The organism is Pseudomonas sp. Root401, assembly GCF_001425105.1.
Lineage (GTDB): Bacteria > Pseudomonadota > Gammaproteobacteria > Pseudomonadales > Pseudomonadaceae > Aquipseudomonas > Aquipseudomonas brassicacearum.
In genome coordinates this window covers 277,642-302,247 of record NZ_LMDO01000012.1, presented here as the reverse complement: position 1 = coordinate 302,247, position 24,606 = coordinate 277,642, and the positions used below count along the sequence as shown (strand labels likewise).

The window sequence follows — 24,606 nt, the reverse complement described above, 5'->3', positions numbered from 1 at the left end:
GGCTATCCTTGTCTGACCTTGACCTGACCGCTGCCGTCCAGGCACGCGGAAAAACTGACCTGCCGCCTGACCCCCTCCACATCCAGCAAAGCGTCGATGCTGAAGGACAGGCGAAGCGGATCGGCATGACTTGGTATTGAAACGACACAGACATTCCTGAGGCGTGGCTCGTAGGCCTTGATGAACGCCTCGATCGCCTTGCGGGCCTGGCTCCCTGCATCGTGCAGGCTCAAGCGCATGTCATTGAGATCCGGTAGCCCATAATCGGATAGCGTCTGCACGCTACCCGCCCGGGTGCTGAGCATCTTGGCCAGATGCGCAGCCACCGATGTCACGACACACACCTCGCGACTCAAACCCGCACGCTTATCTGAATAACCGGCCAGGCGCTCGAAAAGGCTGCCATACATCATGAGCGCGCCTACGCCTTGTCCAGCTTGCCAACCAACGACAGCGTGAAATCGGCCCCCATGTACTTGAAGTGAGGCCGTACGTTCAGGCCTACGCGATACCAACCTGGTTCACCTTCAACGTCGCTGACAATGATCTTCGCTGCGCGCAGCGGACGGCGGCCACGAACTTCGGCGCTAGGATTCTCCTGGTCCGCCACGTATTGGCGAATCCAGTTGCTGAGTTCACGTTCCAGATCCGTGCGCTCCTTCCATGACCCCAATTGCTCGCGCTGCAGAACCTTCAAGTAGTGAGCCAGTCGATTGACGATCATCATGTAGGGCAACTGAGTGCCAAGCTTGTAGTTCAGCTCGGCATGCTTGTCCTCGGCGCCGTTACCAAAGAATTTCGGCTTCTGCACGGAACTGGCGGAGAAGAACGCGGCGTTGTCACTGCCTTTGCGCATGGTCAGGGAGATGAAGCCTTCCTCGGCCAATTCGTATTCGCGCCGGTCGGACACCAGCACTTCGGTCGGAATCTTGGTTTCGATCTCACCCATGCTTTCGAAGTGGTGCAACGGCAGGTCTTCAACCGCGCCGCCGCTTTGAGGACCAACGATATTCGGGCACCAGCGGAATTTGGCAAAGCTGTCGGTCAGCCTTGTACCGAACGCGTATGCCGTATTGCCCCACAGGTAGTGCTCGTGGCTGTTGGCAACGGTTTCCTTGTAGACGAATGATTTGACCGGGTTCTCTTGCGGATCATAGGGGTTGCGCAACAAGAAGCGCGGTACGGTCAGAGCAAAATAGCGAGCGTCTTCCGATTGACGGAAACTCTGCCACTTGGCGAATTGCGGACCTTCGAAGTGGTCCTTCAGGTCCTTGAGGTCTGGCAGGCCAGTAAAGCTTTCCAGACCAAAGAATTTCGGACCGGCAGCGGCGATGAATGGCGCATGGGACATGCAGGCGACACTGGACACGTACTGCATCAACTTCACGTCCGGCGAGCTTGGGGACATGAAGTAGTTAGCGATGACCGCACCCACCGGCTGCCCACCAAACTGACCGTATTCAGCGGTGTAGATATGTTTGTAAAGACCTGACTGCATGACTTCTGGCGAATCCTCGAAGTCGTCCAGCAAATCGTCCTTGGAGACATTGAGCATTTCTATCTTGATGTTTTCGCGGAAGTTGGTGCGGTCCACCAGCAACTGCAAACCACGCCATGCCGACTCCAAGGCCTGGAATTGTGGGTGGTGGAGGATTTCGTCCACCTGGCGACTGAGCTTGGCGTCGATCTCGGCGATCATGCGATCGACCATGGCCTTCTTGACCGGCTCGCCGCTGTTTTGCGGCTTGAGCAACTCTTCGATGAACGCAGACACGCCTCGCCTGGCAATGTCGTAGGCGTCATCGTCCGGGGTCAGGCGAGTCTGGGCGATGATGCTCTCAAGAATGCTGTAATCAGCGTTGTCCTGGCTTTGCTGCTGTACGGCATGGGTACTCATGTTTCGGCTTCCTTGGCTGAAAGAATCAAGCGTTCTTCGCTGTGGTGTTCAGACCCAGCTCATCCAGTACGCGGCGGCGGGAATCGTCATTGCCGAGTACGCCTTCGATGGCCTTGCGAAACGCTGGCGCGTTACCCAATGGTCCTTTGAGCGCCACCAGGGCGTCGCGCAGCTCCATCAGTTTGCTGAGCTCCGGCACTTGCTCGACCAGGCTCGCCGGGTTGAAATCCTTCATCGAGTTCACACGCAGCTGTACCGCCAACTCTTCAGTTTCGCTTTCTTCCTGGAGACGGTTCGGTACGCTCAAGGTCAGGTTCAGCTCTTGCTTGGCCAACACCTCGTCGAAGGTCATCTTGTCGATGCCAATCGGCTTGCGATCCTCGATCTTGCGTTCATCCCCGCGGTGGGTGTAATCACCGATCGCCAATAGTTTCAACGGCAGCTCAATTTCTTCCTGGGCACCGCCGGTGGCAGGTTTGAAGGTGACGTTGATGCGTTCCTTAGGGGCGATCGAGCCTTCTTTGGCCATGACTTTCTCCTTACAATTTTGGACCCGGAGGCCTATTCAATGACCCGTTCCAGGTCGAGGTGACACAACCTGCGATAGGTCTCTTCCTTGCACTCGCGTATGACGTGGTTCTGAGGCAATAACTCGCAGCAGCTGTGCAGCAAATGCAGTACCTGTAGCTCCAGGGTGGGCTCCCAGGTATTCAGGCCGGCGTGTTGCAGTGTCTGGTCGAGGACCTCCAGCTGGACTTTGGCGAGTTCGTATTTCCTCGCCGAGAAGCACAAGCGAGCCATCGCGAACCGCCAGAGGAAACACTCGCGTGCCCCAAGAGCGTTTTGCATGCCTTGCCTGAGTAACTGGACGGCGGGTTTGAGGCCATCCCTGGACAGGATCGACTGGGCCTCTTCCAGCGTCAGTTCCCAAGGCGCATCGTTGTGGGTGATATCGATTTCGGGCGCCGCGCCGGGGTTTTGCAGGTGAGGCATGACCTGGGACGCGATCCACGCCCGCGTGGCGGGATTGGCGAACGGCGTACCGTCATGCCAGCGCAATTCGATAACGCCCGGCAGGCGCTGGATGAATAGCGCGAAATGGACCTCCACTTCACCCATGGCCAACTCGGCGTTCAACCCTTGCAGGCACTCCCAGGCAAGCCGCTGGCCATCGAGCCAGAACGGAGCCTTCGCCAGGCTGGCCTCGATCTCCACCAGTAGGTTCGCGTAATCGCCTTGGTGGAGACTGTCCTGATAAGCCTTGAGTTTGTCCGCCGGCACCCCACGCAACTGGGTGATCTGCTCGGCGTTGCGCTCGGGCATGGTGTCAATGGTCAGCCAGGTCAAAGTGCGGTTCAGGCGCAGGGCCCGAACGTCGGTTGCTTTTTGTTTGAGCCACCAGATGCATAACGGCCCCGCGCTTTCCTGTTGGGCGCGCAGGGCCTTATGGGCTTCTTTTTCGTTTTCGATCGGAGCGCCGGGCGTGAGCAGTTGGGTAGCCACTTGCTTCACCTGAGCCACTACCGTCTCAATGGCACCCGCCTGCGGCAGGTTGTCTGTGGCACGCTGGATCATCGTGTTGAGGCGCCGACACAACGGGAGCAGCAGAGGCGCGTCATCACCCAAGTGGGCGGTGCAAGCGGTATCGAGTCCTTCAAGTTGCTCTGTCAGATGGCGGAACAGCGGCACCTGCTCCTTGATCGCAACGTCATCGCCCAAGGCCTGCTCCAGGCGAGGCAGCAACCAACTGATGGCGGCGGCACGGGTTCGATTTTTGGCCGGATGAATGTCAAGCCAATGGTCTTTACACAAGTGGTGCAAAAGGCAGAGACCTGCCAGCAACCCGTGGAAAGACTCACGCTGATACAGCGCCCAAACCAGCCAGGCCGCCACCCGCAAGTCCTTCGACTGGGTCCGCAACAGCGCTTCACTTCCTTCACGGATCTTCAGCCAGTCGACCTGGCCGCTTTCGTGCATCGACTGGGCTTTGCCCAGCTCGCTTTCCAACGCTTCGTATTCATTCGAAAAACGCACGTCCGCACCCGCAAAACCCTCTTTGGAGATGGGCGTTTTGGCGAGAGCCAGATAATGGGCGGATAGTTTTCCGGAATACGACATTCACGACCCTGTTAAGAGAATTCAGTTTGTGAGATGGGCAGTTTTGGCGGCAGGGTTATTCAAGGTGAATATTCGGTTTTGCTTGTAGGAAGTTTCGCCAAATACAATCAAGGCATACCTAAAAACCCACACCGCCCCAACCAGCGGAACGCAGCGAAGAATGCCAAAATTTTAATAATAAAAAAGTAGGACCTTTCCTTTTTTCAAGAAATTTACCCCTTCCGAAACTCCCAATGCAGATTCCTTCCTGTCAAGGTCGAACCACCATCGAGCCAACTAAAAATCACTTCAAATCATTTCATTCTCAGTTCCTACTTGCTGAGAAGAGAACTCTTACATCCTTTTCTTTTTTTACGGGTCTCTGCGCGCGCCCCCCTCAAGACTGCTTCAATGTGATCAGGAGTCAGCGCCAACGCCCAAGGAGCCGCGAATGTTCCACACCCCTGATTTGCGCAACTTTCATCTCATAATTCCTGACATCGAACATGACCTCCAAGTGATGGCCTTCGAAGGCTGCGAAGCTATCAGCACGCCTTATTCGTTCGATATCGAGCTCGTCAGCGAACAAAGCGATATGGATTTGGAATACTTGTTAAACCAGCAGGCATTTCTTGCATTCAACAAACAGGGAAGTGGTGTTCATGGGCTGATTTATCGTGTTGTACAAGGCGACACTGGCAAACGCTTGACGCATTACAAGATAAGACTGGTTCCACGATTGACTTACTTGGAACACCGCACCAACCAGCGTATTTTTCAACACGTCAGTGTTCCGCAGATCATTACATCGGTCCTCAAGGAGCACGGCATTCTCACTGACGCCCATTGCTTCCAGTTGAGTGCAAAGTATTCGCCTCGTGACTACTGCGTGCAGTATCGCGAATCCGACTTGCACTTCATCGAGCGCCTGTGTCACGAAGAAGGCCTGCATTATCACTTCCAGCACAGTGAGTCGGGCCATCACTTGGTATTGGGTGATGACCAGAGCGTATTTCCTCGGCTTGCGCACCGCACTGCTTATAAACACGGCAGCGGCATGATTGACGACGAGCCGGTTATCCATCGATTTGGCCTGCGACTGGAGACCCGGACCAGCCGCGTCACGCGCCGTGATTACGATTTCAAGAAGTCGACATTCCTACTGGAGAGCAGCTGTCAGCCCGGCGTCGAAAAGATCCAACCAGACTTGGAGGCCTATGATTATCCAGGCGACTTTACCCAGGAAAAACGCGGCAGGTTATTGAGCCGGCGAGCCCTGGAACGCCATCGCGTCGACTACCGCCAGGCCGAAGGAAAGAGCGATCAGCCGGTACTGAGAACGGGGCACTTCCTGACATTGAGCGGGCACCCTCGTCAGGAATGGAATGATCTATGGCTCCTGACCGAAGTGCATCACGAAGGCAAACAGCCGCAGGTGCTGGAGGAAATCACCCCCAGCGACACTGGCAGGGCTGAAGACCACTTCAATCAGGGCTATCGCAATCACTTCGTTGCCACGCCTTGGGATGCGATCTTTCGTTCGCAACGGGTTTACCAAAAACCACGTGTATGGGGCAGCCAGACGGCAATCGTCACGGGGCCCAAGGGCGAAGAGATCCACTGCGACCCGTATGGCCGGGTCAAAGTCAGGTTTTTCTGGGATCGGGCGGGCCACCTCGACGATGGCAGCAGCTGTTGGTTGCGAGTCGCCTCCAATTGGGCGGGCAACAGCTACGGGAGCGTCACGATCCCGCGGGTGGGCATGGAGGTGTTGGTGACCTTCATGGAAGGCGATCCCGACAAGCCCCTGATCAGCGGATGCCTGACCAACAGCGCCAACGCTCGGCCCTACCCGCTGCCTGCGCACAAGACCCGCACCGTGTTTCGTTCTTGCAGCTCGCCGGGCAACAACGGCTTCAACGAGCTGCACCTGGAAGACCGCGCCGGTCAGGAGCTGATCTATCTGCGGGCCCAGCGTGACATGGAACAGAAGATCGAAAACGACAGCCGACTGGAGATTGGCAACGAGCGGCGGGAGACCATCAGGGGCAACAGCATCACCGTCCTGCATGCCGAGGAACATCGGACCACCGCCGCCGACCGTACGGTCCAGGTCGAAGGCAATGACTACCTGCGCGTCGCCAACCGCCATACCCGTGTCGATCAGACACTGGCCGTCGAGGCCGGACAGCAAATACATATCAAGGCTGGTGCTCATGTGGTCCTTGAAGCAGGTGCAACCCTCAGTTTGAAAGCCGGGGGCCAGCACATCGTGATCGACCACAGTGGTATCTACAGCAGCAGTGAAATCCAGCTCGGCGGCGCCCCCATGGCCGGCGCTACCGCCTCATCATTCACGCCTGGCTTGACGGATCCCTTGGCGGCTCCAGCCCCCGTGCTCGCCCCCACTCAACGCGCGCTGATAACGGCCAGCAAAGTAGCGGGATTGGACTTTTGTCCGATCTGCGAGGCCTGCCGCGAGGGTCTCTGCCCAATGGAAGTCGCCGCCGCATGACTCGCTCACTCCCCCATCAATGGTTGATCGAACAGCAACGCCTCGGCCACACCCTGTGTGTCGTCCTGGACTCAGAACATGAGCACCACACGCGCCAGGCATTGCTCAAGAACAGTCGTCCCGACCAATACCTGAGCGTGTACGGCCAAACGCTGGTTGCTGACCTCGCTGACGTGGGGCCCTTTGTCTTCAGCTTCGATCGGCCCGGCGACGAACACATCAATGAATTGCTTAACCGGCCGGACAGCCACTGGGGATGGCTTGCCAGCCTTCCCAAAGGGGGCCTGCCAACGCTGGTGGAGCACTGGCGTGAACGACTGATCATCGGAGAACGCCCCCATCAGGCGTTGTACCGCTTCCATGACAACCGTGTCTTGGCCCGGGCGCTCAAGCACCTGCCCGTTGAAGCCTATCCGGCCTACCTCGGGCCGGCGATCAGCGTCTGCTACTGGCAGGGCACTCGCTGGGCAAGCACCTATAACCCGGCCCCTGGGACATACCCAGTATCCGACTCGCCTCTTTGGCTGCAGGTGCCCGTTACCCCGCAGCAAGCGATGCGGACTCGGCTCCTCAATGCCCGCCGCTTCCTGTTGGCAGAGCATGTCCAGGCCTTCGCCACACTGGCCGAACAACAGGACCCGGAGGCGTGGTTGCGTGCCACGCTTGACCAGGCCGAGGCCTGGCACTGGCAGGCGCCCGAGCAGTTGGAGTTTTTACTGACCCAGCGCCTGCAAGCACCCGCCCAGGCGCTGGCGCCGTACTGGCAAGTACGTTCAGCTGAAAGCCCCGACGAGCATTTTGAACGGGTGCGCCTGATGGCAGCGTTCCGGCAGGGAGATGCGCCGCCATGAAACAGGCTTTGCGCATTGCAAGTTTGAGCGGCCTGGCGATAACGGCAGGTTGTGCCAACACACAGCCGAACACGTTTACTTTTACGGCAGATTTGCCGCCTGATTTTGCCTACCAGGCTGTTGCGGTGTACGTGCCCGCCAAAGGGCAGACCTGCACCGTACCGGGCGGCAGAAATACAGAGGTCGGGTACAACCTGGAATGGCGGAAAAGTTACCAGCCAAACTCAGAAATAGACTTGTACAGAACCGTCAGCGGCTGCCCGTTGGTGATCTATCGCGTCAAGCTGGAAATCAACTCGGCGTATGGAAACGACTGGGGAGATATAAGCGGTGATTCCGCGGTCGTTGCCATACGCGATGAGTTGGAGCCGCGGTACAAATTGGATGAAAGTGTCTTTTATGGTCAGTGCCAGTGGTTGTTCCGTACTGCTGGGTCCAAACGACGCATCGTAAAAATCCTCGACTGCAAAAAAACCAACCCACAGGGCGAGCTTGGACGTGGGCGTCCTTTCGCGGCGTACACCCTCGATCAGCTACCGGGCAAGACCGTGAGGATGAAGATCAAATTGGCGGACGAGGAAAGACCCGCCATTGGAGACACTTGGGTGAAGGTGCCGAACGGTTGGAAACGCTGCATGGGGGAAAACTTTGAAGATCAAGATGCGTACTGCTTTGGCAACTACAAAGACTTCAGCGGTTTTCAAATGCCAGACGGCCGGCAATGCACCATTTATCCAGACTGTACGGAATAAGGCCCTATCCCGTGACTACGCCCTACTCAAAAATACATGCGCTGTTGCGTAACGCAGGCTTAGGTTGCTCCATCGCGTTAATCGTTGGTTGCGCCAACAAACAAGCGAATACATTTGTCTTCACCGCTGATTTGCCGCCTGGCTTTGCCTACCAAGCCGTTGCGGTGTACGTGCCCGCCAAAGGGCAGACCTGCACCGTACCGGGCGGCAGAAATACGGAAGTCGGGTACAACCTGCAATGGCGCAAAAGTTACCAGCCGAATTCAGAAATTGATCTGTATAGAACAGTTAGCGGCTGCCCGTTGGTGATCTATCGCGTCAAGCTGGAAATCAACTCGGCGTATGGTAAGGATTGGAGCGATATAAGTGGAGACTCCGCAGGTATCGCTATACGTGATGAATTAGAACCCCAATACAAGGGCATGTTCAGCGAAGCAGACGAAAGCGTCTTCTACGGCCAATGCCAGTGGTTGTTCCGCACTTCAGGCAAGCCCCGGATTCTCAGAAAAATCCTCGATTGCAAAAAAACCAACCCACAGGGCGAGCTTGGGCGTGGGCGTCCTTTCTCGGCGTACACCCTCGATCAGCTACCGGGTAAAACCGTGAGGATGCAGATCAAGTTGGCCCGCGAGGAGAGACCCTACATGGGAGATACCTGGGTGAAGGTGCCTAACGGCTGGAAACGCTGCATGGGCGACAACTTTGAAGATCAATACGCATTTTGCTTTGGCAATTACAAAGACTTCAGCGGTTTTCAGATGCCAGACGGCCGGCAATGCACCATTTATCCAGGTTGTACGGAATAAGGCTCCTATCCCGTGACTACGCCCTACTCAAAAATACTTGCTCTATTGCGTAACGCAGGCTTGGGTTGCTCCATCGCGTTAATCGTTGGTTGCACCAACAAACAAGCGAACACTTTTGTCTTTACCGCTGATTTGCCACCTGGCTTTGCCTACCAAGCGGCGGTGTACTACGTACCCGCCCCAGGCGAAACCTGCACCGTCGAGACCCGGTATAACAAGGCGCCGGTGTTCAATAGGGAGTGGCGTAAGGCATACAAACCCGATTCCGAAATCGTTATTCGCCGAACCCGTATGGGTTGCCCACTGGTGATCAGCCGCATTGAGCTCGAAATCAACTCCGCCTATGGCAAGGATTGGGGGGATATCAGTCAAGATTCAGCCAACGTCGTGATTCGCGACGAGCTGGAAGCGCAATACAAAGGCACGTTCAGCGAAGCGGGTGAAAGCACTTTCTATGGCCAATGCCAGTGGTTGTTCCGTACTGCTGGGTCCAAACGACGCATCGTAAAAATCCTCGACTGCAAAAAAACCAACCCACAGGGCGAGCTTGGGCGTGGGCGTCCTTTCTCGGCGTACACCCTGGATCAGCTGTCGGGTAAGACCGTAAGGATGAAGATCAAGTTGGCGGACGAGGAGAGACCCGCCATTGGAGACACTTGGGTGAAGGTGCCGAACGGTTGGAAACGCTGCATGGGCAAACACTTTGAGGACCCATACGCATTTTGTTATGGCAATTACCAGGACTTCAGCGGTTTTCAAATGCCCGACGGACAGAAATGCACCATTTACCCCGGCTGTACGGAATAAGGCCCTATCCCGTGACTACGCCCTACTCAAAAATACATGCTCTATTGCGTAACGCAGGCTTGGGTTGCTCCATCGCGTTAATCGTTGGTTGCGCCAACAAACAAGCGAATAGTTTTATCTTTACCGCTGATTTGCCGCCTGACTTTGCCTACCAGGCCGTTGCTGTGTACGTGCCCGCCAAAGGGCAGACCTGCACCGTACCGGGCGGCAGAAATACAGAGGTCGGGTACAACCTGGAATGGCGCAAAAGTTACCAGCCGATCTCAGAAATAGACCTGTACAGAACCGTCAGCGGCTGCCCGTTGGTGATCTATCGCATCAAGCTGGAAATCAACTCGGCGTATGGAAACGACTGGGGAGATATAAGCGGTGATTCCGCGGTCGTTGCCATACGCGATGAGTTGGAGCCGCGGTACANTCAAGCTGGAAATCAACTCGGCGTATGGAAACGACTGGGGAGATATAAGCGGTGATTCCGCGGTCGTTGCCATACGCGATGAGTTGGAGCCGCGGTACAAGGGCGCTTTCAATGAATTGGATGAAAGTGTCTTTTATGGTCAGTGCCAGTGGTTGTTCCGTACTGCTGGGTCCAAACGACGCATCGTAAAAATCCTCGACTGCAAAAAAACCAANATTGGATGAAAGTGTCTTTTATGGTCAGTGCCAGTGGTTGTTCCGTACTGCTGGGTCCAAACGACGCATCGTAAAAATCCTCGACTGCAAAAAAACCAATCCACAGGGCGAGCTTGGGCGTGGGCGTCCTTTCTCGGCGTACACCCTGGATCAGCTACCGGGTAAGACCGTAAGGATGAAGATCAAGTTGGCGGACGAGGAAAGACCCGCCATTGGAGACACTTGGGTGAAGGTGCCTAACGGTTGGAAGCGCTGCATGGGCAAACACTTTGAGGACCCATACGCATTTTGTTATGGCAATTATCAGGACTTCAGCGGTTTTCAAATGCCGGACGGACAGAAATGCACTATTTACCCCGGTTGTACGGAATAAGGAGATCCGCGTATGACGTCATTGCAAAAAGAATTGGAGTCACGGCTGAGCCATCGCAATCTGACCTGCCCTGTGGGGGGAAAGTGGACCAGTTTTCAGCTCGTCGATGAGTTTGGCTCTGGTGAGCCTTATGCAGGGCTGGCTTATGTCGCTACCGATTCAGAAGGACAAAAATACCCTGGCAACCTGGATGTCATGGGTGTTGGCAAGGTTACCAATCACCATGCGGGACCGATTGCCCTGCTTTTTGCTCAGAAGTATCAGGGGTTTGAAGATATCTACTCATTTCTACAAACAAGACCCCACTACCCACTCCAAATCACCGAACTACAAGTCCGCGCCGAGCAAACCCGCTACCTAAACACAAACGCCACACGCACCCGGGACAATCCCGCACAAGCCTGCGCAGACGATTTCTTCCAGGTGGAAGTACGGCACCTGATCAAGCACGTCGCGCATTTGCCACCCGAGGTGTACCGCCATTACCCACTCCCTGCGGGGCCGGCACGACTGATGGGCGAACATGGCAAACTCGGTGTGGCCCTGATGCCGCAAAAACACACGGTGCTGGAAGTTCGCCCGTTACGCGCCTTGCGGCCTATGCTGTCCACCGCCCCCGAATTCTGTGCGCTCAACTTGTATCAATTGGCACTCATGTCGACCTTGACCTATTGCCCCTTCGGCCAGACACCTGACAAGGCTCCGATAAAAACACCGCTGAACTTCACCGAGCAACCAAGCGTGGGCAACTGGTTCGCGGATGCATTGGCCAAGTTCGAAGAGCTCGGGGAGTTCTATCCGGAACAACCAAAACCCTACTACCCGCTGTATGAAGACGTGCCCTACTCCAAACGCCTGGAGATCGTGCCGTTTGACCCCTTTCTTTACACCGTCAATGATCCGGAATTGGGTGAAGATCAGGAACACCCCGCCAAAGTCCATTTCCTCGATGACAGCAAAACCGGGGCGCAAGCCACGGATACCCAGGCCTACATCACCCACAATGACGAGCTGGTCCTGATCGCAGTACGTGGCACCCAGCAAACCGCCGACTTCCTGCGCGACGCCGATGCGCTTCAGGTGCCGTTTGAAGAAGGTGTCGGCCGGGTGCATCGAGGGTTCTATGGCGCCGCAAAAAAAACCGCAGCCTTCGTGACGAGTTATCTGGACAGGTTTCATGCGGGGCAAAAATTGCTGATTTGCGGTCACAGCCTGGGAGGAGCCGTGGCATTGTTGCTCTCGGAGATACTGCGGCGCAGAGCGGGCTTCGACTACACCATCCAACTCTACACCTACGGCGCACCCCGCGCCGCCGATGCCACTTTCACAAAAAACGCCGAAGCCCTGGTGCACTACCGAATGGTCAACCACAACGACCCGATACCCAGCGTGCCCGGCAGTTGGATGAATACCAAGAGCGGTGTTTATGGCACAGGGTTGGCCCTTACGTTCGCCAACGTACCGGTCGGCCTTTCCGTGTTCGTGGCGGGCATCACTAACTTGACGGGCGAGCCCTACGAACACCACGGCATCTTGCGGCACTTCCTGCCGGTGGAGTTCGATCGCAAGGAGCGGTCGTCGATCCTGTGGATGCCCCATTGCGACACCATCACTCAACACGCCGCCTGCGAGGTGGCTCTCGAGCATAGATATGGCCTGCCGGACCGCCCGGCCTTACTGGCTCAACTCATCCAGACCGGTGATCACTTCATGGTCCCCAGCTACATTCCCGCATGCTGGGCGACTTTGCGGCGCTGGCAGGAAGCGCAGATCGACGGAAGCACGCTGGCGACAAAACGCGAATATGAGTGGATCGACAATGCGCTGACGCGGATTACCCAACAGTTGCGCGATGAAGAACGCTACCTGGCAGGACGGGGCGCGCCCAATGGGCGTAGCGAAAGCTCCATCAACATTGCGCTCATCCGTGAGGTCGACAAGATGCACAACACACGTGCGCGCCTGGCCACGCTGCGCACCGCGTCGGTCAGTGAAAAAGACGTTTACGGAAGCTTGTCGGAACAACCCGAGCAACTGGCACACAACCTGGCCCGTTGGCAGGCACACCCGGAGAACAGAGTGGCTGAGCAACTGGCGATGGCGCCGGCCCTGGATGACGATAGCGAGTTGATCCGCGGTGCTCATGGGTATGCCATTGGTAAGCCCTACACGCTGGATCTTGATTCCATCATCTGACCGGCATAGTCGCTAAGCTGTGCCTTCAGATCAGGTATGCACCGTGCTGCCGCCATCGCGAGCAGGCTCGCTCCCACAGAGGGGTTGGTGGTGGGCGCTCATTCTGTGATCACCTCGGGTTGGTCAACGACGCTCAACCTGTGGCGAGGGAGCTTGCTCCCGCTGGGCTGCGCAGCAGCCCCAAAAAAGCCGGCACATTCCTACAGAAAAACCGCTGCGCCACCGAGCGAGAGCACGCTTCCTGGCCCCGAATCCTGGGCATTACGAAGGCTTGTTTATTCACCCTGCGCAACGCTTCCACCAAGCTACGAATCCTTGCGCCATTGCCTACAACTACGCCAGAATCCGCCCGCTTGTGCGCCTTGCCCATGGGTTCTATCGTTTCCTTGCCACTGCCCATCAGTGGTCGGGTTTAGTAGCCCGAGGTTGTGTCAGTAGGATGCATGAGCTCTCCATCCAAGCAGGTTCCTAACCTGTCCTTGATGGTGGCTGTGCGCAGGGCGCTTCGGCGCGCCGGCAATGCTGATCTCCCCGGTCTACTAACCTGCGTACAGCCGCCACCCTTCTTTTAGTAGGGAAGAGGTTGCGGCTTAACCATGGAGTATCAGCACATGTTCAAGCCAACACCGAATCCCCCCGAAACAGATCGCACCTCTGCGTCCACCAAATCCAAAACGAAGAAACAAGACGAAGCAGAAAGGCGCGCCTTGGATTATTACCTGCAACCGAAACCGGAAAAGTCCGAAGAAGCATCCAAACCAGACCAGCTCTTCACCGTGAAAAAAAGCGCCGACAACGAATGCCTGCTCGCCAACCTCAGCGAAAACCTGGCATCCGCCGACGCGATGATCAGCAATCTGGCCTTCGATCTGGAAGGCCCCCGCCGCCACATCGCCCTTGGTATCCAGCAGTTGATCGAACTGAGTTCAATGCTGGCCAGCCGTGTGCTGGATAACGTCGACCCGCGCTAACCCGCGACACCACCCGTGGGAATGCATCCCGTGACGCTCTGCGTCACCTTCCAGAAGCGGAACGCGGAGCGTCCCTGGCGACATTCCCACGCAGGAGCGTGGGAACGATCGAACCCGTGGCGAGGAAGCAAGCTCCTTCGCCACGCATCACAGCCTCAAACTGCCCTTCTGCCCCAACCCCGCGCACACCCGCGCCAACAAGGGGCGATTTACGGTCAAACTTATTGGCCATTTCGATCCCCTTTTGGCCTCTCCTGCCGTTCTCTGAAACGCCGCGCGCCGCAAGACTGTGTTCACACCGATCAGCCTTGCGGAGAACAAAAATGCTGACGATCTATTCGGACGATCACCACCTGCACCACGGGCGCTGCGAATTGATGGACGGGCAGTTGATGCCCTGCTTCGAGATGCCGTCCCGGGCCGATCATGTATTGGAGCGGGTCAAGGCGCGGGCGCTGGGGCCGGTGGAGGCGCCGCAGGATTTTGGCTTGGGGCCGATCCAGCGTATCCACAGCGCGGCGTACCTGGAATTTTTCAAAGGTGCCTGGGACCGCTGGGCCAAGTACAACCGCGACGGCGATTTGTTGCCCTACACCTGGCCGGCGCGGACCTTTCGCACGGTCATACCCACCAGCCTGCACGGCCAACTGGGTTATTACAGTTTCGACGCCGGCGCACCGATTACCGCCGGCACTTGGCAGGCGGCATATAGCGCCGCGCAAGTGGCCCTCACCGCCCAGGCGGACATCCAGCGTGGCGCGCGCAGTGCCTTTGCCTTGTGCCGCCCACCGGGGCACCACGCCGCCGGGGACTTGATGGGCGGTTATTGCTACCTCAACAACGCTGCCATCGCCGCCCAGGCCTTTCTCGACCAAGGTCAGAAGAAGGTCGCGATCCTGGATGTGGATTACCACCACGGCAACGGCACCCAATCGATTTTCTACGAGCGCAGCGACGTGTTGTTCGCGTCGATCCACGGCCATCCGGAGGCGGAGTTTCCGTTCTTCCTGGGCTATGCCGACGAGCGTGGCGAGGGCGCCGGTGAGGGCTTCAACTTCAACTACCCTTTGCCAGCCGGCTCAGGCTGGGACACCTGGAGCGCGGCGCTGGAGCAGGCCTGCGGGCAGATCCGGGGGTACGACGCCGATGTCATCGTCGTGTCCCTGGGCGTGGACACTTTCAAGGACGACCCCATCTCGCAATTCAAGCTCGACAGCCCGGATTACCTGGCGATGGGCAAGCGCATCGCGGCGCTCGGCAAGCCAACATTGTTCGTGATGGAAGGCGGCTACGCGGTGGCAGAAATCGGCATCAATGCCGTGAACGTTCTTGAAGGTTTCCAAAGCGCCCCATGAGGAATAACAGCATGAACAGACTCAAGCGTTTAATGGCTCCAGCCGTGTGCGCCGCGCTGCTTTGCGGCGCTGTGCAGGCCGAGGAGCGCACCTTGCGCGTCTACAACTGGTTCGACTACATCACGCCCAAGGCCCTGGAGGATTTCAAGGCGCAGAACAGCCAGGTCAAGCTGGTCTACGACATCTTCGACACCAACGAGGCCCTGGAGGCCAAGCTACTGACGGGCAACTCCGGCTATGACGTGGTGGTGCCGTCCAACGTGTTCCTGGCCAAGCAGATCGAAGCCGGGGTGTTCCAGCCGCTGGACCGCAGTAAGCTGCCGAACTGGAACCACCTCGACCCCAAGCTGATGAAGCTGATCGAAGCCAACGACCCGGGCAACAAATTCGCCGTGCCCTACATGTACGGCACCATCCTGATCGGCTTCAACCCGGACAAGATCAAGGCCGCCCTGGGCGACAACGCACCAGTGGACAGCTGGGACCTGATTTTCAAGGAAGAGAACATCAGCAAGCTCAAGCAGTGCGGCGTGGCGCTGCTCGATTCGCCGTCGGAGATCCTGCCCCTGGCCTTGCAGCACTTGGGCCTGGACCCCAACAGCAAGAAGCCGGCGGACTATGCCAAGGCTGAAGCGCTGATGATGAAGGTGCGCCCGTACATCACCTATTTCCACTCGTCCAAGTACATGGCCGACATCGCCAACGGTGAGATCTGCGTGGCGGTGGGTTACTCCGGCAGCTTTTCCCAGGCCGCCAACCGCGCCAAGGAAGCCAAGAACGGCGTGACTGTGGACATGCGCCTGCCCAAGGAAGGCGCGCCGATCTGGTTCGACATGCTCGCCATCCCCAAAGGCGCGAAAAACCCGGACGACGCCTACACCTTCATCAACTACTTGCTGCAACCGCAGGTGATTGCGCCGGTCAGCGATTTTGTCGGCTACCCGAACCCGAACAAGGACGCCACCGAGATGGTCGACCCGGCGATCCGCGGCAACCCCAACCTGTACCCGACTGAAGCGGCCATGACCACGCTCTACACCCTGCAACCCTTGCCCAGGGACGCCGAGCGCGCACGCACACGGGCCTGGACCCGGATCAAATCCGGCCAGTAAAAGCCGTTGGGAGATAAAGGCCATTGTGGGAGCAAGGCTTGCTCCCACCAGCGTATACATAGTTACCACCTGCCCCGTCCCTTGCCTCTCTAGCATGGAAACCCCGAAGCGTTCGGCTTCGGGGTTTTCATCCATCTCGAGACAGGGACAACTCAGATGACATCAGACCCTACCGGCACCGCCCCGGCGTTCAACGCGAGTATCAGGAGCGCGCTGGTCAACCAACTGCTCGCAGGCCCCACCTACCCGGAAGTGGCGGCCATGCTGCTGCGCAACGCACTCAAGAAGCTCTACCCCTCACTGGATCTCGACCCGCATACCACCGTCATCGGCGAACCGGCCTGGGACATTGTTGGTGGCGAGATCGTGGCGCGCCCCACCCGCTATGAATCGCTCAGCGATTTGCTGGCCTCGCGGGTGGACCAGAGCAAACCCACGTTGTTGATCGAAGGCCTGCACTTCCTGACCCAACTGCCGATCACCGCGCCCGAGGTGCATTTGCCGGTGCGCATCGACCAGATCGGCCGTTTGATCAACGAGCTGGTGCCGGCCATGGTACCGGCCAGCCAGGAGCAGCAACTGGCGTACTGGAACATGCCGTTCGGCAATTACGGCCCGCGCTGGCATGAGCTCTCCCACACGCTGCGCAAGCTCTGGGACGTCAAGCAGATCGAAGGCTGGACGGCGACTGAATGCGACATGGCCCGGCAACTGTTCCTGTACCCCGACCCACAAGACCGTAACGACAGCTACGACAGCCACGCGTATCTGGTCGACATCGAGGAGGTCGACGGCGACGAGATCAACCGCGTGAATGAAAACTCGCTGGTGGTGCTGATCGGCCTGATCGACAACAAGGAGGTCATCCTTGTGCACTCGTTGCTCAACGGTTATGAAAAGTTCGCTTCACGGCACGCGTTGGGGCAAGCCCTTCCTGAGCATCTGGGCACCCTGGTGCACCCGACGAAAATTCGCTGGCGGCTCTATGAGCCCAGCGGCAATATTTTCGACAGCAAGGCCTGCGGGATCATCGCCGTGCAGGTCAAGATCCTTGGCATCCCCAGCATCAGTCTGAATCCGGGCTATGCAGAAGACGAACCACCGGCCCCCAGCGGAGTGGACGTAGGGCCTGGCGAAAGCTGGTTCCAAAAACAGTTGCCCGAATGGCTGCAGGCCGCGTCGGTTTCCGACCAGATCCTGTTCGCCCAATACATGAAGAACCTCTCGGCACTGAGCAGCTCCCACGCCGGCAAAACCTACCTGGACGACATTCCCCCTATCAAAACGTATGCGGCGCAGGCGCTGAAAACGCAGATGCAATCCGACCACGACGACGCTTCGACGCTGGACCCGGAAAAAATCGAGATCGAGATAAAAAGCCCGGTTGTCTGGGGCACCTTCGTTGTGCCCTTCAAATTCGATACCACGCGCTTCAACCTCGTCGACCTGGCCTTGCAAAACCTGATTGCCCTGCCCCCGGGCAACAAGACGGTGAGGGCCCTCGACGCGACCGTGTTGCCCGCGTGGTTGACGGTGGACTACGTCGAGAAGCTCATCACCCAAGTCGATATCGGTAGCGTCTATCCCGACCTGATCAAGCGCAAACTGCTGAATGACCCGGCGGAGTCGCTCCGCCGCGAAAACCTGTACACCTCACAGGTGCGCATACAGCTACCCATGCTTGCGCTGGAGGGCAAACTCCGTGGGCGGGGCAATATCGATGAGCGCGGTTGTCGTTATGTCGCGGCGCTGATGGAACCCCAGGAAGACGACCGCAAGGTAGACGGGCAAACCATCGTCCTGCGCAAACTGGCTTTCGTGCCCGAGCTGCAGTTGGGGCTTTCAGAGGACATCGTTGCCAACATGTTCGTGATCGGCCCGCAGACGCCAAGTGCCGGTCCTTGCCTGCTTTATCGACCGTTGCTTGAACCGCAGCTGTGGCAGTTCCCGTCGTTCAGCAACTTGCTGTACACCATCAGGCAAAACGCCCCCTTGCGCCAATCGGTACTGGCGTGGCTGCCCGATGGGGTACGCGAAACCTATGGCCGAGATGTCTTTCCAGGCGCCCTGCCCTCGCCCTGGACCATCGTGGAGTTCGTCGCAGCCCCGCTGGAGACCTTGTCCAATAATGGTCCTGTCAGCCTTGGCGACGAGACCCTGGGCGACGACTTCCTGCCACTGTTGTTCCGGGCCAACGCCAATGCCTTGGTCACGCTCGCCGATCATCAGTCGGTCTCCAATCGCGAAAGCCGTTGGGAGTCTTTCAAGCAGGCCGGTTGGCTGATTTTCAATTTGGCGTTGCCCTACCTCGGCACCACGGTGGCCACCACGACCTGGCTCTGGCAGATCCTGAACGACCTTGAAGAGCTGACGCAGAGTGACGAAGAAACCAGTAGCCAGGCCAAGTGGGCGCTGTTTGTCGATGTGTTGTTGAACGTCTCCTTGGGGATCATCCATTACGTGATTGACCGCACCAGGGCGAGCAAAGGTAGCCGTCCGACAGAGGCCCCGGAGATTGCCCCACCGGAAATCCCGCCGGTGCTCAAACCCAAGATCATTGTCGAAACGCTTGCGCCGCTCACCAAGACAGAGCTGCCACAAGAGCACTACGAGGTCATTCATACCAGCGGTGCCTTGATCGGCAGGTCGAGCAAGCGCGCCAATCTGCTCGATAGCTTCAGCATCGCGGCCCCCGACTCACCTGGGCAACCCAGGGCCGAAGGCGCGCTCAGGGGCCTCTATGCGACGGGTAGGAAGTGGTACGCGAAGATGGCGGGGAAATGGTTCGAAGTCACCGTAGAGGGCGATTTGGTCTGCATGATTGACGGAGTCCGCACCGGCCCTCCGCTGATCCATGATGTGCGCGGCCAGTGGCAGATCGATACCCGCTTGCGCTTACGCGGCGGCGGCTCGAAAGGTGCCCGACAGAGGGTCGTCGCCGAGGCACGACGCCGCAGCGTGGAGCTTCTGGCCGAACTCAACCAGTTTGAAGAACAGAAACCGGCGAACCAGAAGTTGCTGACCATGGACGCGCAGGAAATGAACCAGGCGTCCGGCGCGGCCCGGGAAACCAAGCGTGAGGCGTATCTGACGACCCTGGAAGCCCAACGAGAAAATTACGAACAAGCGCTGAAGACCCTGATTGAATGGCCGGTCTTCCAGTCACGCCCCGATTACCCTCGCGTCAGCCTTGGTTATCTGAACGCGCAAGTGAATTTCACCTTCGCGGAAATGGATGTATTGCGAGAGCATTTTACGCCTGCCCTGACCGATGCCATGGGCATGATCACGTCCGAGGTCAAGGCGCTGGAGCAACAACACATCGATGCTGCCAACACCATGATCAACGCCGGTCACGACATGATCGAGCGCCTGGACTACATGGAGACACGTTTTTCCAGGCTCAAGGAGATGGGACGCGAAGGCTTTGAGTTTGTCCGCCAGTACCGCGCAAAGATGCCGGTCTACAAAAGTGACGATCTGCGACTTATCCAGCTGGATATGTACCGCCACCTCTGCCTGTCTCTTGAAAGCGTCGAGACGATGCCTGAAGGCTGGGTGGAAATTAACCGAATTGTCGACAACGCCACGGTGGCCTTCCAGAGCCTGCGCGACGCCATGGATGAGCGAAGCATGATCCGGCTGGATGAACAAATCGATGCGCTCGGCAGCCTGACGGAACAGTTTGCCGCCATCGAAGAACATCTCGACTACATGGGCACCGAATACCGAGGCAGCACCAGCCCCGTACAACTCACTCGGCTGGTCAAACAGATGGGTGAATGTAAAAAGCGAGCGTTGGAGCAGTTGGCGCAAGCCCTCGATGAGCGAAGCAACCGGCGAAGGTCAGGCAGCCCTCATGAGCCACGTCCGCGGGCCAGGAAAAAATTCATCAGGGCACGCTTCTGGGGCGTCATCAGCGGTGAGCCTCGCTTATCGCAGCTGCACGAGGAAACGGATTGGGTCGATGTGAAGAACCCGTTCTCGGATGAAATCATCGTCTCGTTCCACCGCAAGGAAACCGGCGAATGGGCGCCCCACGTGATGGCCGACCCGCCTCCCCTGGCAGTCCCTGCGCTGGACACGAGCGTTCGCAAAGGCCAAGCCCTGATCGACGGGCTGACCGCGTTCAAGGCGCAAATTGAACAAGACTTGAAAAAGCCAGGCCGGACACCGGCCGGTGTGGCAATGATCCTCAATGCCCACGCCAGCAGGATGGAGAAGGTCGGCATCGCGATCAGGAAGGCACTCGACCAGGCACAAGGCGTTGCCACCAACGAAACGATTGAAATATCAGAGGCGCAGCAGCGCTCGGCCGAATCCTTGCGATTGCGCCTCAAGAGAGAATCGAAATCGCTCTATGAACAGGAATTCGAAACTGTACTGAACATCATCAAGCAGAGCCCTCCGACCATGAGCGGCGTGATCTGGCTGAAAGACCGAAACCGTATTTCCATCACCAAACGGATAAACCGCCAACGCATCAAGGGCCGCATACATGGTTACCTCGACAGGTATGAAATCAAGGACAAGAAAACCAACAAGACGCTCTGGTTCGCCGACTTTCACTACTCCACGAACTGGGTGCCTGCCCGTACGTTCCTTTCGGCACGCCTGAAAACAGTGGAGCAGGTGGTTCTGGGGATAGCCGACGTCTCTACAAAAGGCTTTAGCCAGCGTCAGTTGATCAATCATTACCGCAGCGAAATTGCCGTGGACCAGGCCCAGCAGGTGTTTTTTCCAAAGGAGCGACCATAAAGCCAGGGCCGCCGCCGATGCCCCGGCGGCGCGCCCTCAGGGTTTCCAGGCCTTCGACAGGTTCGCCAGCGCGGTGCCGATCGCCGCTGGCGGGACCGCCGCAAACCCCAGCACCAGCCCGGCGCGCACCTGCGACGGCGTGGTGGGCAACCAATAACTGCTCAGGCCATTGATTTCCACACCCACATTCGTCGCTTGGGCGATCAGTTCGCGCTCGCGCTCGATGCTCTCTACCGGGACCGTGAGATGCAGCCCGGCGACGACAGTGGGCAGGGCTCCGACACCCGCAACCGCCGTGGGCCAGCCCGCCAGCAACGCATCACGCCGAACCAGGGCGGCCCTGCGCATACGCCGGATATGCCGCTGGAAATGCCCGGCGGCCATGAACTCGGCCATCACCGCCTGGGTGCTGACTTCGGAGTGGCGCACGTCCACGGCGCGCCGTCGGGCGAAGGCGTTGACCAGGCCAGGCGGCAGCACCAGGTAGCCCAGGCGCAGGGCCGGGAACGCCACTTTGCCGAACGTGCCGACGTAAAGCACCCGCCCCTGGCGATCCAGTGCAGCCAAGGGCGCCAGTGGCGCGCCGCTGTAGCGGTACTCGCCATCGTAGTCATCCTCGACGATCCAGCCGTCGTTGCGCTCGGCCCAGGCCAGCAGTTCCAACCGCCGTGGCAGGCTCATGACCACCCCGGTCGGGTATTGATGGGACGGTGTGACGTAGGCCAGCCGACAGTGGCTCAACGTACCCAGCGCAGCGCAATCCAAGCCATCGCCATCCACCGGCACGCCCCGGACGTCGGCACCGGCAACGGCGAACGCATGCCCGGCCGCACGATAGCCGGGATTTTCCACCGCCACGACGTCGCCCGGGTCGACCAACAGCTGTGCACAAAGGCTGATGCCCTGCTGTGCGCCACTGGTGATCACAATTTGTTCAGCCGTGCAGTGCAGCCCCCGGGAGCTGCGCAAGTACGCCGCGATCAACCCGCGCAAGCGCGCATCGCCCTGGGAATCGCCATAACACAGCTGCTGCAGATCCGGCTTGCGCCAGAAAGCCGCATTCAGCTTGGCCCAGACGTCGAAAGGGAACAGATCGAAAGCCGGTACACCGACCCGAAACGCCCGCGGCGGGCCGCTGGGCGGTGGGGCCAAATGGTGTTTTTCGACACGGTTCAGCGCGCCGCTGTGGATAACTTTACTGGATGGACCCACAGGTAAATCGAGCCAATCTGTGGATAAGGCTGTGGGTAAGCCTGTTGAAAACCCTGTGGATACTTTTGTGGATATGTTTTTCAGCGGCAACGTCGTCGAGGACAGTTTTGCCACATATGTACCATCACCGACCCGCCCTTCGATGAAACCCTCGGCGTAGAGCTGGTCATAGGCACGCACCACGCTGTTACGCGAAATCGACAAGGCCGCCGCCAGGTCACGGCTGGCCGGCAGGCGCGTGCCGCTGGCCAGGCGCCCATCGAGCACCCGGGTACGCAACGCCTGGTAGAGCTGGCGGCTGAGCCCTTGGCGGCGATCCAGCTCGATGCCCGCGGGGTTGAACGACAATGGCGGCGTGGCGTTGTGCATGGCAGCCCTCACGAATGGACCTATCGAATTGGCCGGAAGTGGCTCTTACAACAGACCAATAGCCTGCCTAGGATGCTCGCATTCGCCAAGGAAAATCATCATGTACAACCCCAAAGCCTTTGCCGTCGAAGACCTGCCCGAACTGCACCAGATGATCGGCGATTGCCGCCTGGCCGTATTGGTCACCCAGGGTGAACACGGTTTGCAGGCCAGTCATCTGCCGCTGTTGCTGGACACGCAACAAGGGCCGAACGGAAGCCTCTACGGCCACATGGCCCGGGCCAATCCTCAATGGCGCGACCTGGAAGCCGGGGCCGAAGCCCTGGTGATATTCGCCGGGGTCGATGCCTACGTCAGCCCAGGGTTGTACGCCAGCAAGGCCGAACACGGCAAAGTCGTGCCGACTTGGAACTACGTGGCCGTACACGCCTATGGCAGCGCCGAGGTGTTCAGCGATGCTCATCGCCTGCGAAACCTGGTGGGCGCCCTCACCGACCGCCACGAAACCGGTCGCGCCCAGCCCTGGAAAATCGACGATGCACCGCCGGAGTACATCGACAGCATGCTCAAGGCCATCGTCGGCTTCGCCTTGCCCATCCAGCGCCTGGAGGGCAAGCGCAAGCTCAGCCAGAACCGTAGCCCCGCGGATGCCGCCGGCGTACGCAACGGCCTCGCCGCCAGCCCCGACCCGCAGGACCGGGCGCTCGCCCACCTGATGCCCGAACAATTGTCCAAGGAGTGACCATGAGCCAACCTGAAATCCGCCTCGTCAGCGCCAACGATCACACCGCCTGGCTGCCGCTGTGGCAAGCCTACCTGCGGTTTTACAAGACCGAATTGCCGGACGCCGTCAGCCAAAGCACCTGGCAACGCTTGCTCGATGAGCGTGAACCGACCCATGCTGCCCTCGCCTGGGATGGCGACACGGCGGTGGGACTGGTGCACTTCATCTATCACCGTTCGAACTGGAGCATCGAGAATTCCTGCTACCTGCAAGATCTGCTGGTCACGGAACAGAGCCGTGGCACCGGGGTGGGTCGCCAGCTCATCGAATTCGTCTACGCCACGGCCAAGGCCGATGGTTGCTGCAAGGTGCACTGGTTGACCCACGAAACCAACGCCACGGCGATCCAGCTGTACGAGCGCATCGCCGAGCGCCCAGGCTTCATTCAATTTCGCAAAGCCCTTTAAGGAGCGCAGCATGTCGACTTCACTCGCCGATTGGAAAGGTGTCCCGGCGCCCTCTGCACAGTTGCTCGAAGGGCGCTTCATCCGCCTGGAAAAACTCGATCCGGCGCGGCATGCCGATGGCCTCTGGCAAGCCCTCGAAGGCCCCGGCGCCGACCCGAAACTCTGGGATTACTTGCCCTATGGTCCGTTCAAGGATCGCGGTGCGTTCGATGCCTGGCTGAACAACCACGCGGCCAACACCGACCCGTATTTCTTCAGCGTGATCGACCGCGCCAGCGGCGAGGTGCAGGGCATTCTCAGCCTGATGTCCATCGTCCCGGCCCAGGGCCGCATCGAGATCGGCCACGTGACCTTCGGCGCACCGATGCAGCGCTCGCCAAAAAGCACCGAGGCGGTCTATCTACTGGCCAAGGAGTCTTTCGCCCTGGGTTATCGCCGGCTGGAATGGAAGTGCAACAACGGCAATGCCCGCTCCAAATACGCGGCCGAACGGTTGGGGTTCACGTTTGAAGGGGTGTTTCGCCAGCACATGGTGGTCAAGGGCCAGAACCGCGACACCGCGTGGTACTCGATACTGGACTCGGAATGGCCGGCGATCGCCGCGGGCTTCGAGCGCTGGTTGAGTGAGGACAATCAGCGCGAGGGTGGGCAGGTGCGCGGGTTAGTGGAGTGTCGGGCATAGGTATCGGGGCCTGACGCTCCGCCATCGCG

At 58.6% G+C, this 24,606-nt stretch carries 18 protein-coding genes and 2 pseudogenes; 15 read left to right on the top strand and 5 right to left on the bottom strand.

The annotated features are described in order from the left end of the window. Positions 1-2: 2 nt before the first annotated feature. Genes tssE through tssA form a run of 4 tightly spaced genes read right to left on the bottom strand, consistent with a single transcriptional unit; the run spans position 3 to position 4,015 of the window. On the bottom strand, positions 3-413 hold the full coding sequence (gene tssE / locus ASC85_RS11290) for a type VI secretion system baseplate subunit TssE (RefSeq protein ID WP_057449379.1): 411 nt from the start codon (positions 411-413) through the stop codon (positions 3-5). Between the two features lie 8 nt (positions 414-421). Beyond that, positions 422-1,897: a type VI secretion system contractile sheath large subunit gene (gene tssC / locus ASC85_RS11285; RefSeq protein ID WP_057449378.1), complete on the bottom strand. Its 1,476-nt coding sequence runs from the start codon at positions 1,895-1,897 to the stop codon at positions 422-424. Between the two features lie 25 nt (positions 1,898-1,922). After that, the gene (gene tssB, locus ASC85_RS11280; protein ID WP_053163654.1) at positions 1,923-2,426 is read right to left on the bottom strand and encodes a type VI secretion system contractile sheath small subunit; all 504 of its coding nucleotides are present in this window, start codon (positions 2,424-2,426) and stop codon (positions 1,923-1,925) included. A gap of 32 nt (positions 2,427-2,458) precedes the next feature. Beyond that, the gene (gene tssA, locus ASC85_RS11275) at positions 2,459-4,015 is read right to left on the bottom strand and encodes a type VI secretion system protein TssA (protein WP_057449377.1); all 1,557 of its coding nucleotides are present in this window, start codon (positions 4,013-4,015) and stop codon (positions 2,459-2,461) included. A 430-nt stretch (positions 4,016-4,445) separates the two neighbouring features. Between tssA and ASC85_RS11270 the strand changes: the two genes are divergently transcribed. The 12 genes and pseudogenes from ASC85_RS11270 to ASC85_RS11220 all read left to right on the top strand — a co-directional run bounded on the left by ASC85_RS11270 (position 4,446) and on the right by ASC85_RS11220 (position 21,123). Next, entirely contained in the window at positions 4,446-6,509 is a 2,064-nt protein-coding gene (locus ASC85_RS11270) for a type VI secretion system Vgr family protein (protein ID WP_057449376.1), read from the top strand. Beyond that, positions 6,506-7,360, top strand: a complete 855-nt coding sequence (locus ASC85_RS11265; RefSeq protein WP_057449375.1) for a DUF4123 domain-containing protein — start codon at positions 6,506-6,508, stop codon at positions 7,358-7,360. The genes ASC85_RS11270 and ASC85_RS11265 overlap by 4 nt, the downstream gene beginning before the upstream one ends. After that, positions 7,357-8,112 (top strand): hypothetical protein, encoded by a 756-nt coding sequence (locus tag ASC85_RS11260; protein ID WP_057449374.1) that lies wholly within the window; start codon positions 7,357-7,359, stop codon positions 8,110-8,112. Before ASC85_RS11265 ends, ASC85_RS11260 begins: the two co-directional genes overlap by 4 nt. A gap of 32 nt (positions 8,113-8,144) precedes the next feature. Further along, the gene (locus ASC85_RS11255) at positions 8,145-8,918 is read left to right on the top strand and encodes a hypothetical protein (protein WP_057449582.1); all 774 of its coding nucleotides are present in this window, start codon (positions 8,145-8,147) and stop codon (positions 8,916-8,918) included. A gap of 12 nt (positions 8,919-8,930) precedes the next feature. Further along, complete coding sequence (locus ASC85_RS11250) at positions 8,931-9,725, top strand: hypothetical protein (RefSeq protein ID WP_236712343.1); 795 nt, start codon at positions 8,931-8,933, stop codon at positions 9,723-9,725. Between the two features lie 32 nt (positions 9,726-9,757). Continuing rightward, positions 9,758-10,142, top strand: a pseudogene (locus ASC85_RS33790) (hypothetical protein); the annotation flags it as partial. 216 nt (positions 10,143-10,358) lie between these two features. Next, positions 10,359-10,731 (top strand): annotated as a pseudogene (locus ASC85_RS33025) (hypothetical protein); the annotation flags it as partial. Between the two features lie 12 nt (positions 10,732-10,743). Then, positions 10,744-12,927: a lipase family protein gene (locus ASC85_RS11240; protein ID WP_057449373.1), complete on the top strand. Its 2,184-nt coding sequence runs from the start codon at positions 10,744-10,746 to the stop codon at positions 12,925-12,927. A gap of 611 nt (positions 12,928-13,538) precedes the next feature. Next, positions 13,539-13,898: a DUF6124 family protein gene (locus ASC85_RS11235; protein WP_057449372.1), complete on the top strand. Its 360-nt coding sequence runs from the start codon at positions 13,539-13,541 to the stop codon at positions 13,896-13,898. Positions 13,899-14,221: 323 nt separating this feature from the next. Next, complete coding sequence (locus tag ASC85_RS11230; protein WP_027912842.1) at positions 14,222-15,253, top strand: histone deacetylase family protein; 1,032 nt, start codon at positions 14,222-14,224, stop codon at positions 15,251-15,253. An 11-nt stretch (positions 15,254-15,264) separates the two neighbouring features. Further along, positions 15,265-16,365, top strand: coding sequence for a polyamine ABC transporter substrate-binding protein (locus tag ASC85_RS11225; protein ID WP_057449371.1), 1,101 nt, complete (start codon positions 15,265-15,267; stop codon positions 16,363-16,365). A gap of 156 nt (positions 16,366-16,521) precedes the next feature. After that, positions 16,522-21,123, top strand: coding sequence for a dermonecrotic toxin domain-containing protein (locus ASC85_RS11220; RefSeq protein WP_057449370.1), 4,602 nt, complete (start codon positions 16,522-16,524; stop codon positions 21,121-21,123). Positions 21,124-21,159: 36 nt separating this feature from the next. Here the strand turns inward: ASC85_RS11220 and pdxR are convergent, their stop codons facing one another. Next, entirely contained in the window at positions 21,160-22,704 is a 1,545-nt protein-coding gene (gene pdxR / locus ASC85_RS11215) for a MocR-like pyridoxine biosynthesis transcription factor PdxR (RefSeq protein WP_057449369.1), read from the bottom strand. Between the two features lie 100 nt (positions 22,705-22,804). Between pdxR and ASC85_RS11210 the strand changes: the two genes are divergently transcribed. Genes ASC85_RS11210 through ASC85_RS11200 form a run of 3 tightly spaced genes read left to right on the top strand, consistent with a single transcriptional unit; the run spans position 22,805 to position 24,577 of the window. Continuing rightward, entirely contained in the window at positions 22,805-23,446 is a 642-nt protein-coding gene (locus ASC85_RS11210) for an FMN-binding negative transcriptional regulator (protein ID WP_057449368.1), read from the top strand. Between the two features lie 2 nt (positions 23,447-23,448). Continuing rightward, positions 23,449-23,895, top strand: a complete 447-nt coding sequence (locus tag ASC85_RS11205; protein ID WP_057449367.1) for a GNAT family N-acetyltransferase — start codon at positions 23,449-23,451, stop codon at positions 23,893-23,895. A 10-nt stretch (positions 23,896-23,905) separates the two neighbouring features. Then, positions 23,906-24,577, top strand: coding sequence for a GNAT family N-acetyltransferase (locus ASC85_RS11200; protein ID WP_057449366.1), 672 nt, complete (start codon positions 23,906-23,908; stop codon positions 24,575-24,577). Positions 24,578-24,606: the final 29 nt, after the last annotated feature.

Coding starts and splice junctions, on each gene's coding strand:
- tssB (WP_053163654.1), bottom strand. CDS start 2,426: ATGGCCAAAGAAGGCTCGATCGCCCCTAAGGAACGCATCAACGTCACC.
- ASC85_RS11210 (WP_057449368.1), top strand. CDS start 22,805: ATGTACAACCCCAAAGCCTTTGCCGTCGAAGACCTGCCCGAACTGCAC.
- ASC85_RS11235 (WP_057449372.1), top strand. CDS start 13,539: ATGTTCAAGCCAACACCGAATCCCCCCGAAACAGATCGCACCTCTGCG.
- ASC85_RS11225 (WP_057449371.1), top strand. CDS start 15,265: ATGAACAGACTCAAGCGTTTAATGGCTCCAGCCGTGTGCGCCGCGCTG.
- ASC85_RS11200 (WP_057449366.1), top strand. CDS start 23,906: ATGTCGACTTCACTCGCCGATTGGAAAGGTGTCCCGGCGCCCTCTGCA.
- tssC (WP_057449378.1), bottom strand. CDS start 1,897: ATGAGTACCCATGCCGTACAGCAGCAAAGCCAGGACAACGCTGATTAC.
- ASC85_RS11240 (WP_057449373.1), top strand. CDS start 10,744: ATGACGTCATTGCAAAAAGAATTGGAGTCACGGCTGAGCCATCGCAAT.
- ASC85_RS11270 (WP_057449376.1), top strand. CDS start 4,446: ATGTTCCACACCCCTGATTTGCGCAACTTTCATCTCATAATTCCTGAC.
- ASC85_RS11205 (WP_057449367.1), top strand. CDS start 23,449: ATGAGCCAACCTGAAATCCGCCTCGTCAGCGCCAACGATCACACCGCC.
- ASC85_RS11230 (WP_027912842.1), top strand. CDS start 14,222: ATGCTGACGATCTATTCGGACGATCACCACCTGCACCACGGGCGCTGC.
- ASC85_RS11260 (WP_057449374.1), top strand. CDS start 7,357: ATGAAACAGGCTTTGCGCATTGCAAGTTTGAGCGGCCTGGCGATAACG.
- ASC85_RS11220 (WP_057449370.1), top strand. CDS start 16,522: ATGACATCAGACCCTACCGGCACCGCCCCGGCGTTCAACGCGAGTATC.
- tssE (WP_057449379.1), bottom strand. CDS start 413: ATGATGTATGGCAGCCTTTTCGAGCGCCTGGCCGGTTATTCAGATAAG.
- tssA (WP_057449377.1), bottom strand. CDS start 4,015: ATGTCGTATTCCGGAAAACTATCCGCCCATTATCTGGCTCTCGCCAAA.
- pdxR (WP_057449369.1), bottom strand. CDS start 22,704: ATGCACAACGCCACGCCGCCATTGTCGTTCAACCCCGCGGGCATCGAG.
- ASC85_RS11265 (WP_057449375.1), top strand. CDS start 6,506: ATGACTCGCTCACTCCCCCATCAATGGTTGATCGAACAGCAACGCCTC.